The organism is uncultured Pseudoflavonifractor sp., assembly GCF_944387275.1.
In the GTDB taxonomy this organism is placed as follows: Bacteria; Bacillota; Clostridia; order Oscillospirales; family Oscillospiraceae; genus Pseudoflavonifractor; species Pseudoflavonifractor intestinihominis.
In genome coordinates this window covers 1-14,002 of record NZ_CALXEG010000010.1, presented here as the reverse complement: position 1 = coordinate 14,002, position 14,002 = coordinate 1, and the positions used below count along the sequence as shown (strand labels likewise).

Here is a 14,002-nt window from a genome sequence, read left to right as displayed (position 1 = left end):
CTGCGCAAACTTCTCCTTGAAATGGCGCGCGGTTTCCTGTATAATGTACCGTAACGCAGCCGGAGGCCATGATCCTCCCCCTTAAATATGCCGGTGTGATGAAATTGGTAGACGTAGCGGATTCAAAATCCGCCGGTGGCGACACCGTGTGGGTTCGAGCCCCACCACCGGTACCACGTCGGAGCAAGCTCTGTATCGCTTGCTCCGATTTTTTTCAAAAGTCAGAGCGCGCTCACGCCGCTGCTCCTCCTTTCCAAAGCGAACCCGCTTCGCCGGGCTTCGATTTGGCATTGGGTGCAAACCTGAAAGCTGCGGCATCTGTACTGTTGCGATGTTCCATGTCGGGGCAAAGTCCGGCTTTGCTCCGGCGTTTTTTATTCTCCCGGCAAAATTGACTGCGAGGTGGAGATATGGATATTTCATTTGAATCTGGGAATGAAAAATTCAATTACAGAGTATGTGCCATCATTCTGAATGACGGCAAGATTTTGGCCATGCACGATGAACGCTCCCCCTATTTCTATCTGCCCGGCGGACGTGTCAAACTGGGTGAAACGGCAGAAGATGCCGTCACCAGAGAAATAGAAGAAGAATTAAATATTACAGCCAAGATTGTCCGTCCTCTTTGGTTCAATCAGGGCTTTTTCAAAAAGGATGTTGATGGCCTGCACTACCATGAGGTCTGCATTTATTTTCTGATGGACATTTCACATACTGACCTGCTTGATAAAGGCGACAGGTTTTTTATACGGGAAGGAAGTCACCAGCATACTTTTGAATGGCTGAAATACGAACAATTACAGCATGAATATTTTTATCCGCTCTTTTTGAAAAAGGACATCTTTGATTTGCCCCAGACGTTCACAATTCGCACCGAATATGAATGACCACCCATCATCTTCAGAGAAATATGGACCATTTTAATTGCTGCGAGGCGTAAATATGATTACAGGAAGCCAATACCTTGCCAATCCGTGCAGAGCGGCGTCCCTCCCCTACTGGAAGGCAAAAAGCATGGTTCTGCCGGAGGGAATCCTCATCATACATGACGATGATTTCCGTCCGCCGGAGTATGCGCAGTACACGGGCGAGCCGTATTTTCGCCTGTTCCACAGTCTGAAGCACCTGTCCCCTCCCCAGCTGCCGGAGGGGTTCCGCTTATGTGATATTACCTTGCGGGAATATGCGGACCATATCAACAGCTGCTATGATGATATCGGTGTTTCAGAGTCTGAACTGTATCGCTCCACCACGCGGCCGGTGTATGACGCCGGACTGTGGATCGCTGTGAAGGAGGAGCGGACCGGCGCAATTGCCGCGACCGGCATTGGAGAACTGGACCGTGAAATCGGCGAGGGGATCCTGGAGTGGATCCAGGTATCTCAGGCGTATCGCGGGCGCGGGCTGGGCCGTTCCCTCGTCTCCGAACTGCTGTGGCGGATGCGCGGCTCGGCCAGCTTTGCCACGGTATCCGGTCAATGCGGCAATCCGACGAATCCGGAGCGGCTCTACCGGAAGTGCGGATTCGCCGGCAGCGATATATGGCATGTACTGAGGAGATAAGCCGCTCACCGCTCCTAAACAGCGCAAAACCGGGGGACACGTCGATGTGTCCCCCGGTTTTTTATCCTTACTGCTTCACCAGCTTGGTGGCCACGGGCGTGGCGTTCTCGTCGCCCAGCACGCCGGTGTAGGTCACCTCCACCTTGTCGCCCTCGGCGAAGGTGCTGGCGTCCAGGCCCTTGTCAAAGTCAAAGATCTGATAGTCGCCGTTGTCCAGCAGCAGCACCAGATAGTCGTCCATCCGATTGATGGTGCCGGTGATGGTGGAGGTCTTGATCTCCATCATACCGCTCTCGCTGGGCGCGGGAGAGGCGGACTGCTTGCCGGGGAGGCCCAGCTTGGAACAGGAGGCCAGGGAGAGCACCAGAGCGGCGCCCAGGATCACGGTAGCGATTCGTTTCATATCAGACATTCCTTTCAATTCAATCAATTTCATCGTCCCACTGCCCGGGGACCAGTGCTCCCACATTATAGCCCGGGATTATGTAAAATCAATATAGCCCGTCTTACCATTTGTTAAGGTTGCCTTCATGTTTCGAAAAACAGTTGACATCTGCGTCTACACCTTGTAGACTATATTTGACTACAAGAAGTAGACAGAGGAGGTGTTCCCATGAAGGAGTATCAGCTGGGTGCGGTGGAGTCCCGCTTTGCCGACCTGATCTGGGCGGGCGCGCCCATCACCACCGGGGAACTGGTGCGGCAGGCCGAGCAGGCCCTGGGCTGGAAGCGCACCACCACCTACACCGTGCTCAAGCGGCTGTGCGGGCGGGGGCTTTTCCAGACCCGGGACAGCGTGGTCACCGCTCTCGTCTCCCGGGAGGAGTTCTACGCCATGAAGAGCCGCCGCTTTGTGGAGGAGAGCTTTGACGGCTCCCTGCCCGCCTTCCTGGCGGCCTTTACCGCCCGGAAAAAGCTCTCCCCCCAGGAGATCGACCAGATCCGCCGCATGATCGACGCCTGCGGAGAGGAGGAGAACTCATGAGTACCCTGTTCTGGAAGCTGCTGAACATGAGCATTTCCGCCGGATGGCTGATTCTGGCGGTGATGGTCCTGCGGCTGGTGCTGCGCAAGGCGCCCAGGGGCCTCCGGTGCGCCCTGTGGGGCATTGTAGCCCTGCGGCTGGTCCTCCCCTTCTCCCTGGAGAGCCCGGTCAGCCTGATTCCCAACGGTGAGACTGTGTCCGCCTCTGTGCTCAGCGGCGGAGCGCTCCAGGTCAGCACCGGGGTGGACCTTCTGGACAGGCCGGTCAGCAATTATCTGGAGCCCTCGTCCGCCGTGACGGCCACTGCCGGAGGCGGCATCCACTGGATGGAGCTGCTGAGCTGGCTCTGGCTGGCGGGTGTGGCCATTCTGCTGGCATACGGCCTGGTCAGCTGGCTGGCGCTGCGGCGCAGGGTGGCGGAGGCCGTCCCCCTCCGGGACAATCTGTGGCTGTGCGACCGCATCCCCACCCCCTTTATCCTGGGCCTGTTCCGCCCCCGGATCTATTTGCCCTCCCATATGGCGGAGGAGGACATCCCCTGCGTGGAGGCCCACGAGCGGGCCCACCTGGCCCGCCGGGACCACTGGTGGAAACCTCTGGGCTTCCTGCTGCTGGCGGTCTACTGGTTCAACCCTCTGGTGTGGGCGGCCTACCTGCTCTTCTGCCGGGACCTGGAGCTCGCCTGTGACGAGCATGTGGTGGCCGGCTGGGACGCCCAGGCCCGACAGGCCTACGCCCGGGCCCTGCTCTCGTGCAGCGTGTCCCGCCCTGCCCTCTCCGCCTGCCCCCTGGCTTTCGGCGAAGTGGGCGTGAAGGAGCGGGTCAAGGCCGTGTTCCGCTGCAAAAAGCCCGCCCTGTGGGCCCTTCTGGCCGCCGCAGGACTGTGCGTGGCGGTGGCGGTCTGCTTCCTCACCGACCCGGAGCAGCTCACCCTGGACAACATCACGTCGGAGCGGGGCTATGCCATCACCAGCCAGACCCCTTACGTTCTCACCCTGTCGGTGCCCAAGGGCACCCTGACTGAGGACTGCTACACCGGAGAAGGGCAGGTTTTCAGGGAAAATGAAGTCCCCGCCTTCCAAAACGACACCACCACCATCTACCTGGAGCAGGTCATGCCCTCCAACGAAGGGGACGAATATCTCGTCTTTATGTTCAACTGCTCCTATCAGCTGCCCGAGTCGGGCACCATCCTGCTGCCCTATCAGAAGTCAAAGGACGGCTACCGCCTCTTTGCCTATCCTGCCAGTGAGACGCTGACCGACGACAGCACCCTCTACCCGGATGCGGTTTCCCTGCGCGGCCTCGGGCCTGGGACACAGTTTGACTTCTACGTCCGGACCGATGCGTGCAGGGCAGCCAGCGGCACACTGGAGATGCAGCTGGGCTGCAATGCCCTGACCTATGTCCGGCTGAAGCCGGGCCAGTCGTCGCCCTCCGGCGTGCAGGAAAAGCAGACGGTCGCCGATGTCGACGATGTAAATGACGCAATTGCCGAGCTGCTGGCCGAGATTGCCTCCTCTCCACAGGAGGCCTCCAGCACGTTGGCCTATATCTCCGCACACCCCGAGGCTTATCAGCAGCTGCTGGACTACGGGGACCACACCCTGCGCTACTGCTTCGCTCAGTTCCTGGACGGCGGTCAGACCGGCCTGGAGGGGGCAATCATGTGGGGCCTCATCTGTGAGCTGGCCCCCGAGGCGGAGCAGGTTCCCCTCACCGGCTCGGGGCAGGAGTTCTTTGACGCCTGGCTGACCTCGGCCCGGGCGGACATGGCGGAGCGTGGGGCCGGCTGGATGGAAAGCCACGCGCCCGCCGCCCTCCTGCTGCTCCAGACTGCCGGCGGGTAGGGCCGGTCGATTTTGCTCTCCTTCTGTCACCCCGGCCCCGGCGGCGGCATAGACTGCCTCAGAGCCCGGCGCCAGCAGCCCGGGCTCCCGCAGACCATGCGGCACTTTCAGGAGGTAATCGCGCTATGGCCGACACCCAGCAGGACCTTTTGGCCCTTCAGTACAGCCCCAGCTTCACCCTTCAGGGCCTTCAGGAGGAGAACGTCAACCTGACCCTCCCCCCTGCTCCCAGCACTTTTGCTACCATCACCGGCACCGTGACCGACGGTACCGCCCCCATTGCCGACGCCACCGTCAAGCTCTTTGACAGCGCCGGCCTGCCCTATCAGCACACCATGACCGCCGCCGACGGCACCTACACCCTGGACGGCATCCCCGCCGGCACTTACAGCGTGGCGGCGGTCAAGGACGGCTACCGGATGAGCACCGCCGTGGGCGTCACGGTGACCGTCGGCAGCACCACCGATATTCCCCTCACCTGCACGGCAGACGCCACTCTGGCCCTGGGGGCCATCGCAGGCACCCTGACTGTGTTTGGCACAACCGGCACCCCGCTGGCAGGGGCCAAAGTCACCCTGACCAACGCCGCGCTGGAGACCGTGGCCACCACCTATACCGCCGCCGACGGCGAGTTCCTGTTCTACGACGTGGCTGACGGCGTATACACCCTGCGGGCCTCCGCCGAGGGCTACCTCACCACCGCGCCCATGACCGCCACCGTGCTGGCCGGTTCCACCGTCAACCTGACCATGACCACCCAGGTGGACAGCCGCACCTACAACGGCACGGTCAGCGGCATCATCCGGGATCAGAGCGGCGCGGCGGTGGCCGGCTGCTTTGTAGGCCTGTACCAGGTCACCACCGTGGGCGGCGTTACCACCGAGCAGCTTATCGCCGCCACCAAGACCAACACCGAGGGAAAGTACCTGTTCGGCGGCGTCACGGACGGCCAGTATCTGGTCAAGGCAAAGGTAAGCCAGTAACCTGTCCCTCGCCCCTGGTCCACGGTCCGGTCTTCCGCCGGGACCTGTGTCTGGTCCGGGTGTGCGTATCCGGCAGCTGTCCCTGGGACAGCGTGACGCTGCAGGACTGGAGGGGCTGCGTTCAGTCCTCCAGGCAGCTGTGGACCTGCGGCCAGGCCTTTTTTACCGGCCTGACGCCGGGTCCATATCTCCTCTCCCTGCGCCGAGGCCCGTCGGGCCCGCGCCTGGTGCTCCTGCTTGCCCCCGGGGCCCGGATCACCCAGTGCCACGACCCGGCCTCCGGCTGCTGCCGGTGGTACAGGCAGCCCGGTCCCTGCACCCCGTTCCGCCCCCTCTAGCCCATGCAAAAGATCAGCCCCCTGCGCTGCACGCTCTGTGCGCCGCAGGGGGCTGATGCGCTCTTTTTCCTTAATCCTGGCTGCCCGAGTCCTCGTAGAAGTGGAACCGGTTCTTTCCTCTCCGCTTGCTCTCGTACAGGGCCAGATCGGCTCGCTTCAGATAGTGGTCATAGCGGAAGTCCAGATTGCACACATAGGTCAGGCCGATGCTGCCCGTGACAGCGGGGCCGGAGGTGCGGGACAGGGTGGTCAGCAGGGTCTCCACCCGCTGCTCCAGCCGCTCCCGTCGGATGCCGCCCCGGATGAACACCAGGAACTCGTCTCCCCCCAGCCGGCCCACAATGTCCTCCTGCCGGAAGGTGGAGGTGAGCACCCGCGCCACCGCCTGAAGGGCCTTGTCCCCCTCCAGATGGCCCTTCTGGTCGTTGATCTGCTTGAAGTCGTCGATGTCCATCATCAGCAGCACGCCGCAGGGGGACTGGCCGCACTCCTCCACGCACCGCTTCATCTCCCGCTCGAAGGCAGTGCGGTTGTACAGGCCGGTGAGAGGGTCCCGGTCGGCCGCCTTTGCCTGGGCGAACTCCCGCTCCTTCTCGGCATTGACGTCCTTGAGATAGATCAGGGTGTACACATTGCGGGTGATGTCCTCCCGGAAGAGGTAGATGGTCAGCTCCACCCAGTGGAGGCTGTCCCCCACCGGACGGCGGTAGCTGAACCGGCTGCTGGTCTCGCCACGGGCCAGCATCCCGTTCCACACCTCCGGGTCCCGGTAGCGGCTGAGCCGCTCCAGATCCTCCGGGGCCAGCATGGGGGCCAGCTGCTGCTCCAGCACCTCGATGAAGTGGCGGGAGCTCTGGCGGTAGTCCTGCTTGTACACCCGCCACAGCCCGCCCACCGACTTGAGCTGGCCGCTCTCCAGGTCCACCTCCGCATAGGCGATGGCCTCGGAGAGCAGGGTGTGGTAGAATTTGCGCATGCGCATGTACTCCAGCTCCATGACCCGGTCGGCGCCGATGGGCTCCAGCACGGCGATGACCGCGTCCTGGCCCTTCTGCTCCCGGTCCAGCCGCTGGGTGGTCAGCTTGAACCACTCGTAGGTGCCGTTTTTGGACTTGAGCAGCAGCTCCTGCCGCTCGTTCCCCCGCTGGAGCCGGGTGCGGGAAAAGCCGTTGCGGAAGGCCTCCACAAAGTGGGGGTGGACGATCTCGCTGTCGATCCAGCACTGGGGGAAGTTGGACTCGTGGGCCTCCTCCCCCAGCAGCAGGGTCCGCTCCGTGTGGAAGAAGATGGTCTTCTCCGCCGCGTTGTACTCGAAGATGTCCCGGGCGCAGGAGTCGGGCACCAGCTTGGGCCGCTCCATGTCGTTGACGATCCGGTGGTACCCCTTCAGGCAGATCATGCCGTCCTCGTCGGGCATGCGCATGCCGGTGCAGCGCACCAGCACGTCCCCCCGCTCCGGATGGCGCCAGCTGTACTCCAGCTGCACAGGCCGCGGCGAGCGGATCATGGTCTTCATGGACTCGTCCACATAGCGGCGGTAGCCGTCGTTGATCCTGCTGTACCAGAACTGGTAGCACTCCTCTGCGCTGGGCACGCCGGAGATGCCCAGGATGTGGAGCATGGTGTCGTTGGCCACCATCTCGCGGCGTTTTCCCTCCCGGTCAAAGCGGATGGCCCACAGCCCCAGCCCCAGCAGCTCGAAGATATCGTGGCAGTTGGCACGGAGCAGCTGCCGGTACCGGCTCTCGTTCCGCTCCTGCCGGATCCGGCCCAGCAGGAAGCTGGACAGCACCCGGATCTGGGCGTCATCGTGGATGGAGTAGCGGGGATTGTCCACGCCGATGAAGCCGATGGTCTGGTCCCGGTCCCGGACAGGCACCGCGATCAGGCGGCTGATGCCCTGGGCCTCCAGCACCCGCCACTCCTCCGGGCTCTCCCTGCGCAGGGTGTCCAGATTCAGGATCACCACCGAGCAGTCCTTGTCAAACAGCCCCATCCACCGCTCCAGCACGCTGGGCGGCACGTCCTGCAGGTTCTGGGCCTGGGCCTCCACGTTGGGCGCGCACCACTCGAAGGTGTTGTCCCAGTGGCCCTCCCGCTGGGGGCTGGGCTCAAAGAGATAGGCCCGGTCCGCCTGGTAGAACTCCCCCACTGAGGCCAGCATCCGGTTGACCGCCTCGCCGTAGTCGGCGTACTCCGACAGCGTCCTGGTGTATCCGGCGATCTTCTGGGCGAAGATCAGCCGCTCCTGGGTGGTGCGGCTGACCACCTCGTGCTTGGTGATGTCCAGGGCCACCTCCATCCGCAGCCGCCTGCCCTGGTAGGTGATGATCTTGTCCTTGAGCAGGAAGTGCCGCCCGCAGTACTCGTTCTGCCGGTCCCAGATATAAAAGTTGTCCCGCTTGAGCACCGCGTTGGTGCAGAAGGGACAGGGCTCGTCCAGGCCCTGAAGGGCCTTGTAGCACTTCCGTCCCCGGTAGTCCCGCAGGCCCATCATCCGCCGCCCGGCCGGGTTGACGTAGTAGAGCTCATAGGTGTCCATGTCGCTGATGTAGAAGATGTCGTTCTCCGCCTCCAGAATGGCCGCGGCCAGCTCGTCCTCCGACCAGTCCGCCGCGGAGCCGATCTCCGAGACGTGGATCTGGCTCAGATAGTTCCGCTCCCGCTCCAGCCGGGCCCGGTAGTCCGGGCTGTCCGGCCGCAGGTAGCGCTCCTCCAGCTCCGCAGGCGTACAGGGCCGGGAAAACAGGAACCCCTGGAGCAGGGCCGGATGGAGCTCCTCCAGGGCGGTCAGCTCCTCCTCGGTCTCCACCCCCTCGCAGCACACCCGGATCTGACAGCTGTCCGCCAGCTCCAGCATATTGCCCAGCAGGCGGTAGTTGTAGGCGCTGTGCTGGATGTTGTTGACAAAGCACCGGTCGATCTTGATCTCGTCGATCTCCAGCTCCTTGAGCCGGCTCAGGCTGGAGTAGCCCGTGCCGAAGTCGTCCACCGAGATCTCAATGCCGTGCTTCTTCCACTGGAGGAACAGGTCGTTGATCTGGGGGTAGTCCAGCAGCTGCATGCTCTCGGTGATCTCCAGGGTGACGGCCTCGCCGGGCAGGCCGCTCCGGTCCACCGCGTCCAGCACCTTCTGGACGATATCCGCCTCGCACAGCTGGGTGTAGGACACATTGATGCTCACGTGGAAGTCGGGCTCCAGCTGCCGCCAAATCCTGCACTGCTCCAGGGCGGTGTCCAGCACCCAGATGCCCACCGGGCGGATCAGCCCGCTCTGTTCCAGGATGGGCACGAACTCCGACGGCGGCACGCTGCCCCGCCGGGGCGAGGTGTACCGCAGCAGGGCCTCGGCGCCGTAGAGCCGGTAGGTGCCCGAGCAGACCTGGGGCTGATAGCACAGGGAAAAGCCCCGGAACCCGGCCTGTACGCTCCCGGTCAGGTCCTCCTTCAGCTCCAGGGTGGCGATCTCCTTTTCGTAGTCGTCGGCGGAGAAGAACAGCAGCCGGTTCTTTCCCTGGGCCTTGGCGTGGTCCAGGGTGTTCTCCGCGTACTGGTAGAGGGTCTCGGCGTCGGGCACCATGTACTCCCGGAAGGGCACGCAGCCCCCCGACAGGGTACACTGGCCCTCCAGCAGATTGCGGGCGCAGGAGAACACCGCCTCCGCCTGGCGGGCATCGGTCTCGGGCAGGTTCACCGCAAAGCAGTCGCCGTTGGTGCGGTAGATCCGCCGCTCTCCGTCCACCGCGCTCTCCAGGGCCTCCACCACCCGCCGGAGCACCGCGTTGCCGTGCCCCCGGCCCATCTTCAGGTTGATGGACTTCAGGTCGTCCACTCCCACCAGCAGCAGAAAGCCGTCCCGCTCCTCGGCCAGCAGCCGGCCGCACTCCTGCTTGAGCCGGTTCATGCCGAAGGCCCCGGTGAAGTTGTCCGCGCCGCTGTCCATGGCCCCCTCGGAGATGCAGCCGATGGCCCACTGGGGACGGCCCTCCCCGTCCAGCTGGCTCTTGCCCCGGCTGCTGATCCACACCACGTCCCCCCGCCGGTTGATCACACGGTACTCCAGCCGGTGCACCGTCTCCCTGCCCGAGCGCACCTTTTCATACAGCTCCCGCAGGATGGGCAGATCCCACGAGTAGACGATCCGGCTCCACTCATGCACCGTGACGTAGTCCCGCCCGTCCTCCATCACATCGTAGTTCCTGCAGATGTTCCTGGAGAAATGGATCCGCTCCGTCTGGAAATCCATAAAGTAAAAGTAATCATTGGAGCTCTCGCTCAGAAAATCCAGTATGCCGCGGTAGGTGTCCGCCACAGACCGCCCGTCCAGTTCCATGCTCATCGCCACTCCTCAAGCCACCTCTCCGCCGGAAGGCGGGCACAGTGCCCCGGCGCTGTCCTTTTGGTGCGGAAAGGTGCGGGATTCCCCCTGCAAAAGTTGGAAACCCCTTCCGTATCCGCAAAATAATTGTTGTTTATTGTACCATGCTTCCCGGTTTCCTTCAAGGGCCTCTTCCCCGTGCCCAGGCCATCCCCGCTTTTTTCACCTGTTTCCGTCCCATTTTACAGGCCGGTCCCACCGATTTCCGCCGTTTTGCCCGTTGTGTAAAAGTTTCGCAGCCCAGGCAGCAGCCCGCCCGGAGACATCTCTGTCCCCGGGCGGGCATTCCGTCAGGCCATTATATGGTCAGCGTTCCGCTCTCATCCTCGATCAGAATGAGGATCTTCTCCTCGCTGCCGGTCTGGGCGTTCACGTAGACGATATAGTGCCGTCCGTCCTCCAGCTGACACTTGAACTCGTGGCAGAGCACCTCATATTTTCCGGCGGTGGGGATGAGGGCCAGCTGGTGGGACAGGCACTCCAGATCCGGGTCCAGCACCGCCCGGGCCGTCTCCTCCGACACAGCGGGGGACTCCAGCGTCCGCTGGGTGTGGTTCATCAGATACCCCTCGACCTCAAAGCCCACAATGCTGCCGCTGTCCAAGGCCACCGCCGCCTTGATCAGGTCCGGGTAGCACAGCGTCTCCCCCTGCCGGGCGGCAAAGTTGACAGTGAGAATGTTGTCCTGGCTGATATGATAGGTGGGCTCCATGTCTTCGTACCCCTGGGCGGCCAGGAAGGCCCTGGCGGCCTCTACCCCCTCCTCCGCCGTGAGAACCGCCTCCCCCACCGGTCGGGCGTTCATCAGCTCCGTCACCCTGCCCCCCTGGCGGGACACCTCGATATACACCTCGCCCCCGTCCACCACAGCGGAGAAGCTCCAGTAGGGGATGGCCCCCTCGCCGGTGGACACGGCCGTGAAGATCTCCGGCTTCAGGCCCATGAACGCCGCCGCCGCTTCCCGGGCCTCCTCCTGGGTCACCTCTTCCAGCCCCTCCAGGGCCTTGGGCTGCTGCTGGGTGGAGAGGTGCTCGGAGAAGGGGCCGTCGTAGATCAGGGTGGGCACCTCGGGGAAGTCGGCCTCCATGTTCTGGAAGGTGCTCCCCGCCGTCTCCCCGCTCTCCTGGGTCTGGGCCAGCCGGACTTCCGCCTGCTCCAGGTCCTCCAGGGTGATGGTCCCGCCGTGGATGTCGGCCTGCAGGTCCTGGAGCATCTGGGACAGCTGCCCTGAGGCGGCGGCCAGGGCCCGCAGGTTCTCCTTCTCCTCCTCCGTGGTCCCGTCCCCTGCCGCCGTGCTCTTGGACAGGGCCGCCGCGTAGTCCCCGACCTTGGCCGCAAAGGATGCGGTCTGGGCCAGCTCCACGTTGCCGTAGGGCAGCTCGCCGATGGCCATCTGGGCGGACATGGCCCGGCCGAACAGCTCGGTGCACAGCTGGGCCAGCAGAGGCTGGGAGGTGGCGTAGGCGCTCTTCTGCAGCGCCGCGTCCATCTCCGCCACCGCCGTGGTCAGCTCGGCAAAGGCGTGCTGGTAGGTGTTGTTGACAATGTTCCGGTAGGCCTCCGCCCGGGCGTGGCTCTTCAGCGCCGCGCCGCCGGTCACCGCGAAGGCCGCCGCCGCAAAGCTGACCGCCAGCACCTTTGCCCGACGGCTGCGAAAAAATTCCTTGGTCATGAAAACCGCCCCCTTTGGACCTAGTCTGTTCCAAAAGAGGCGGTTCTTTTCAGGTAATTTTTGCTGTCAGTCCCCCGGATTGGCCTTTCCGGCGGCGGACTCCACCCGGACCTTCCACACCGCGGTGCGGGGCATCCAGGCCCACACCACCTCGTCGAACCGGTCCATGTCCGCCGGACAGTGCCGCAGGCAGAGCAGCCGCAGGGCCTGCGTCTTCTCGGCCTCCTCCGTCACCTCGCTGGCAGTACCTCTGGCCAGCACCGAGGCGTACCGGGCGGTGAACTTCCGGGGCACCGCCTCCGCCTCCTCCACAAAGGCCATGGCCACCCTGGAATGGGCCCGCAGGGCGTCCACCTTCTCCCCCTCCGGCGCGCAGTGAAAGTAGATGTCCTCCCCGCTGCGCACCGGCGTCAGGGGCACGCAGTAGGGCAGTCCGTCCGCCCCCGTCATGGACAGCACCATGTATGCACAGCGGTCCATCACCCGGTGGATAAACTCCGTCCCCTGCTCCCGGTCCTTTCGTCTCATACGCTCCATCCTCTCCGTTTTTTCTCCATGATATCCGTCCGGCCCGCCGATTGCAAGGGCTTCCTCTGTTTTCTCTTATTTCGTCCTGTGAAACGTACACGAAACCGGCCCGGCTGCGCCTTCTTTTTCTTATCTAATGTAAAAATCGTATTTTAATTTGCTGCTAATGATTTACAAGCGGGAATATTTGCGGTATTCTTTCTCTGTAACCAAAATCCCGCGGTTTTAGCGGGCAAAATATGTTCTGCATGCAACACCGAAGAAACACAAGGGGGATCTAAAAAACTATGAGAGGCGTTGAAACGCGTATTCAGGAGATACGGCACAGAATCTTCCGCGAGGTGGCCCGCATGGCCTACCACACCGAGTGGCCGGTGGACAAGCGCATTGAGGAGCTTCCTTATAAGATTATTCCCGGCGAAGTGGGCAACTTCCGCAACGACGTGTTCCTGGAGCGGGCCATCGTGGGCGAGCGGCTGCGTCTGGCCATGGGCCTGCCCTGCCGCAGCGCGGCGGAGCACGCCCCTCTGTCCGACAACATCGAGGCCGCCGACCGGGACGAGACCTACTACACCCCGCCCCTGATCAACGTGATCAAGTTCGCCTGCAACGCCTGCGCCGAGAAGAAGGTTCTGGTCACCGAGGGCTGCCAGGGCTGCCTGGCCCACCCCTGCGAGGAGGTCTGCCCCAAGGAGGCCATCAAGCTGGACCGGTACAACGGCCGCTCCCACATCGACCAGGAGAAGTGCATCAAGTGCGGCCGCTGCGCCGACGTGTGCTCCTACAAGGCCATCATTATCCAGGAGCGGCCCTGCGCCGTGGCCTGCGGCGTGGACGCCATCCACACCGACGCCAACGGCAAGGCCGACATCGACTATGACAAGTGCGTCTCCTGCGGCATGTGCCTGGTGAACTGCCCCTTCGGCGCCATCGCCGACAAGTCCCAGATCTTCCAGGTCATCCGGGCCATCCAGTCCGGCGAGCGTGTGTACGCCGCCGTGGCCCCCGCCTTTGTGGGCCAGTTCGGCCCCAAGGTCACCCCCGGCAAGCTCCGCGCCGCCATGAAGCAGCTGGGCTTTGCCGATATCTTCGAGGTGGCCATCGGCGCCGACCTGTGCGCCACCCAGGAGGCCGAGGACTTTGTCCGTGAGGTCCCCGAGGAGCTGCCCTTCATGGGCACTTCCTGCTGCCCCGCCTGGTCCGTCATGGCCAAGAAGACCTTCCCCGACCACGCCAACTGCATCTCCATGGCCCTCACCCCCATGACCCTGACCGCCCGCCTCATCAAGCACAACCACCCCAGCGGCAAGGTTGTGTTCATCGGGCCCTGCGCCGCCAAGAAGCTGGAGGCCATGCGCAAGAGCGTCCGCAGCGAGGTGGACTTCGTCCTCACCTTTGAGGAGATGGCCGGTATCTTCGACGCCAAGCACGTGGATCTGACCACCATCGAGGAGGACCCCACCGGCGTCAACGACGCCTCCACCGACGGCCGGAACTTCGCCGTGTCCGGCGGCGTGGCTACCGCTGTGGTGGACGTGATCAAGTCCCGCTACCCCGACCGCGAGGTCAAGGTGGCCAAGGCCGAGGGCCTGCGGGAGTGCCGCCAGATGATGAAGGACGCGGTGGCCGGCAAGTACCCCGGCTACCTGCTGGAGGGCATGGCCTGCCCCGGCGGCTGCGTGGCCGGTGCCGGCACCATGCAGCC

Annotated in this window: 10 protein-coding genes and 1 tRNA gene; 7 read left to right on the top strand and 4 right to left on the bottom strand. The window is 63.4% G+C overall.

The window, feature by feature from the left end; all coding sequences use genetic code 11:
- Positions 1–89: 89 nt before the first annotated feature.
- The 3 genes from Q0K23_RS03985 to Q0K23_RS03975 all read left to right on the top strand — a co-directional run bounded on the left by Q0K23_RS03985 (position 90) and on the right by Q0K23_RS03975 (position 1,563).
- Positions 90–176 (top strand) — tRNA-Leu (locus tag Q0K23_RS03985).
- Positions 177–410: 234 nt separating this feature from the next.
- Complete coding sequence (locus Q0K23_RS03980) at positions 411–887, top strand: NUDIX hydrolase (RefSeq protein ID WP_294518116.1); 477 nt, start codon at positions 411–413, stop codon at positions 885–887.
- A gap of 127 nt (positions 888–1,014) precedes the next feature.
- Entirely contained in the window at positions 1,015–1,563 is a 549-nt protein-coding gene (locus Q0K23_RS03975; protein ID WP_294518114.1) for a GNAT family N-acetyltransferase, read from the top strand.
- Positions 1,564–1,630: 67 nt separating this feature from the next.
- Here the strand turns inward: Q0K23_RS03975 and Q0K23_RS03970 are convergent, their stop codons facing one another.
- The gene (locus Q0K23_RS03970; RefSeq protein WP_294518112.1) at positions 1,631–1,966 is read right to left on the bottom strand and encodes a hypothetical protein; all 336 of its coding nucleotides are present in this window, start codon (positions 1,964–1,966) and stop codon (positions 1,631–1,633) included.
- Between the two features lie 210 nt (positions 1,967–2,176).
- Here Q0K23_RS03970 and Q0K23_RS03965 point away from each other — a divergent pair, with 210 nt between their 5' ends.
- The 3 genes from Q0K23_RS03965 (at position 2,177) to Q0K23_RS03955 (ending at position 5,381) form a co-directional block, all read left to right on the top strand.
- Positions 2,177–2,548: a BlaI/MecI/CopY family transcriptional regulator gene (locus Q0K23_RS03965; protein WP_294518110.1), complete on the top strand. Its 372-nt coding sequence runs from the start codon at positions 2,177–2,179 to the stop codon at positions 2,546–2,548.
- Entirely contained in the window at positions 2,545–4,398 is a 1,854-nt protein-coding gene (locus Q0K23_RS03960) for a M56 family metallopeptidase (RefSeq protein ID WP_294518108.1), read from the top strand. Before Q0K23_RS03965 ends, Q0K23_RS03960 begins: the two co-directional genes overlap by 4 nt.
- Positions 4,399–4,523: 125 nt before the next feature.
- Positions 4,524–5,381 carry a carboxypeptidase-like regulatory domain-containing protein gene (locus Q0K23_RS03955; protein ID WP_294518106.1) on the top strand — a complete coding sequence of 286 codons (858 nt, stop codon included), beginning with the start codon at positions 4,524–4,526 and terminating at the stop codon, positions 5,379–5,381.
- 408 nt (positions 5,382–5,789) lie between these two features.
- On the opposite strand, the gene Q0K23_RS03950 is transcribed toward Q0K23_RS03955, so the two are convergent.
- From Q0K23_RS03950 to Q0K23_RS03940, 3 genes are all read right to left on the bottom strand, one after another.
- A complete protein-coding gene (locus Q0K23_RS03950; protein ID WP_294518105.1) occupies positions 5,790–10,052 on the bottom strand; it encodes an EAL domain-containing protein in 4,263 nt (1,420 codons plus the stop codon).
- A gap of 343 nt (positions 10,053–10,395) precedes the next feature.
- Positions 10,396–11,769, bottom strand: a complete 1,374-nt coding sequence (gene ypeB / locus Q0K23_RS03945; protein ID WP_294518103.1) for a germination protein YpeB — start codon at positions 11,767–11,769, stop codon at positions 10,396–10,398.
- A gap of 66 nt (positions 11,770–11,835) precedes the next feature.
- Complete coding sequence (locus Q0K23_RS03940; protein WP_294518102.1) at positions 11,836–12,297, bottom strand: pyridoxamine 5'-phosphate oxidase family protein; 462 nt, start codon at positions 12,295–12,297, stop codon at positions 11,836–11,838.
- A 287-nt stretch (positions 12,298–12,584) separates the two neighbouring features.
- Here Q0K23_RS03940 and Q0K23_RS03935 point away from each other — a divergent pair.
- On the top strand, positions 12,585–14,002 hold a 1,418-nt coding region (locus tag Q0K23_RS03935; RefSeq protein ID WP_294518100.1), incomplete at its 3' end, for a 4Fe-4S dicluster domain-containing protein.

What these genes read in the sequence shown, in the direction of transcription:
- Q0K23_RS03980 (WP_294518116.1), top strand. Translation starts at nt 411, where the DNA reads ATGGATATTTCATTTGAATCTGGGAATGAAAAATTCAATTACAGAGTA.
- Q0K23_RS03975 (WP_294518114.1), top strand. Translation starts at nt 1,015, where the DNA reads ATGGTTCTGCCGGAGGGAATCCTCATCATACATGACGATGATTTCCGT.
- Q0K23_RS03970 (WP_294518112.1), bottom strand. Translation starts at nt 1,966, where the DNA reads ATGAAACGAATCGCTACCGTGATCCTGGGCGCCGCTCTGGTGCTCTCC.
- Q0K23_RS03965 (WP_294518110.1), top strand. Translation starts at nt 2,177, where the DNA reads ATGAAGGAGTATCAGCTGGGTGCGGTGGAGTCCCGCTTTGCCGACCTG.
- Q0K23_RS03960 (WP_294518108.1), top strand. Translation starts at nt 2,545, where the DNA reads ATGAGTACCCTGTTCTGGAAGCTGCTGAACATGAGCATTTCCGCCGGA.
- Q0K23_RS03955 (WP_294518106.1), top strand. Translation starts at nt 4,524, where the DNA reads ATGGCCGACACCCAGCAGGACCTTTTGGCCCTTCAGTACAGCCCCAGC.
- Q0K23_RS03950 (WP_294518105.1), bottom strand. Translation starts at nt 10,052, where the DNA reads ATGGAACTGGACGGGCGGTCTGTGGCGGACACCTACCGCGGCATACTG.
- ypeB (WP_294518103.1), bottom strand. Translation starts at nt 11,769, where the DNA reads ATGACCAAGGAATTTTTTCGCAGCCGTCGGGCAAAGGTGCTGGCGGTC.
- Q0K23_RS03940 (WP_294518102.1), bottom strand. Translation starts at nt 12,297, where the DNA reads ATGAGACGAAAGGACCGGGAGCAGGGGACGGAGTTTATCCACCGGGTG.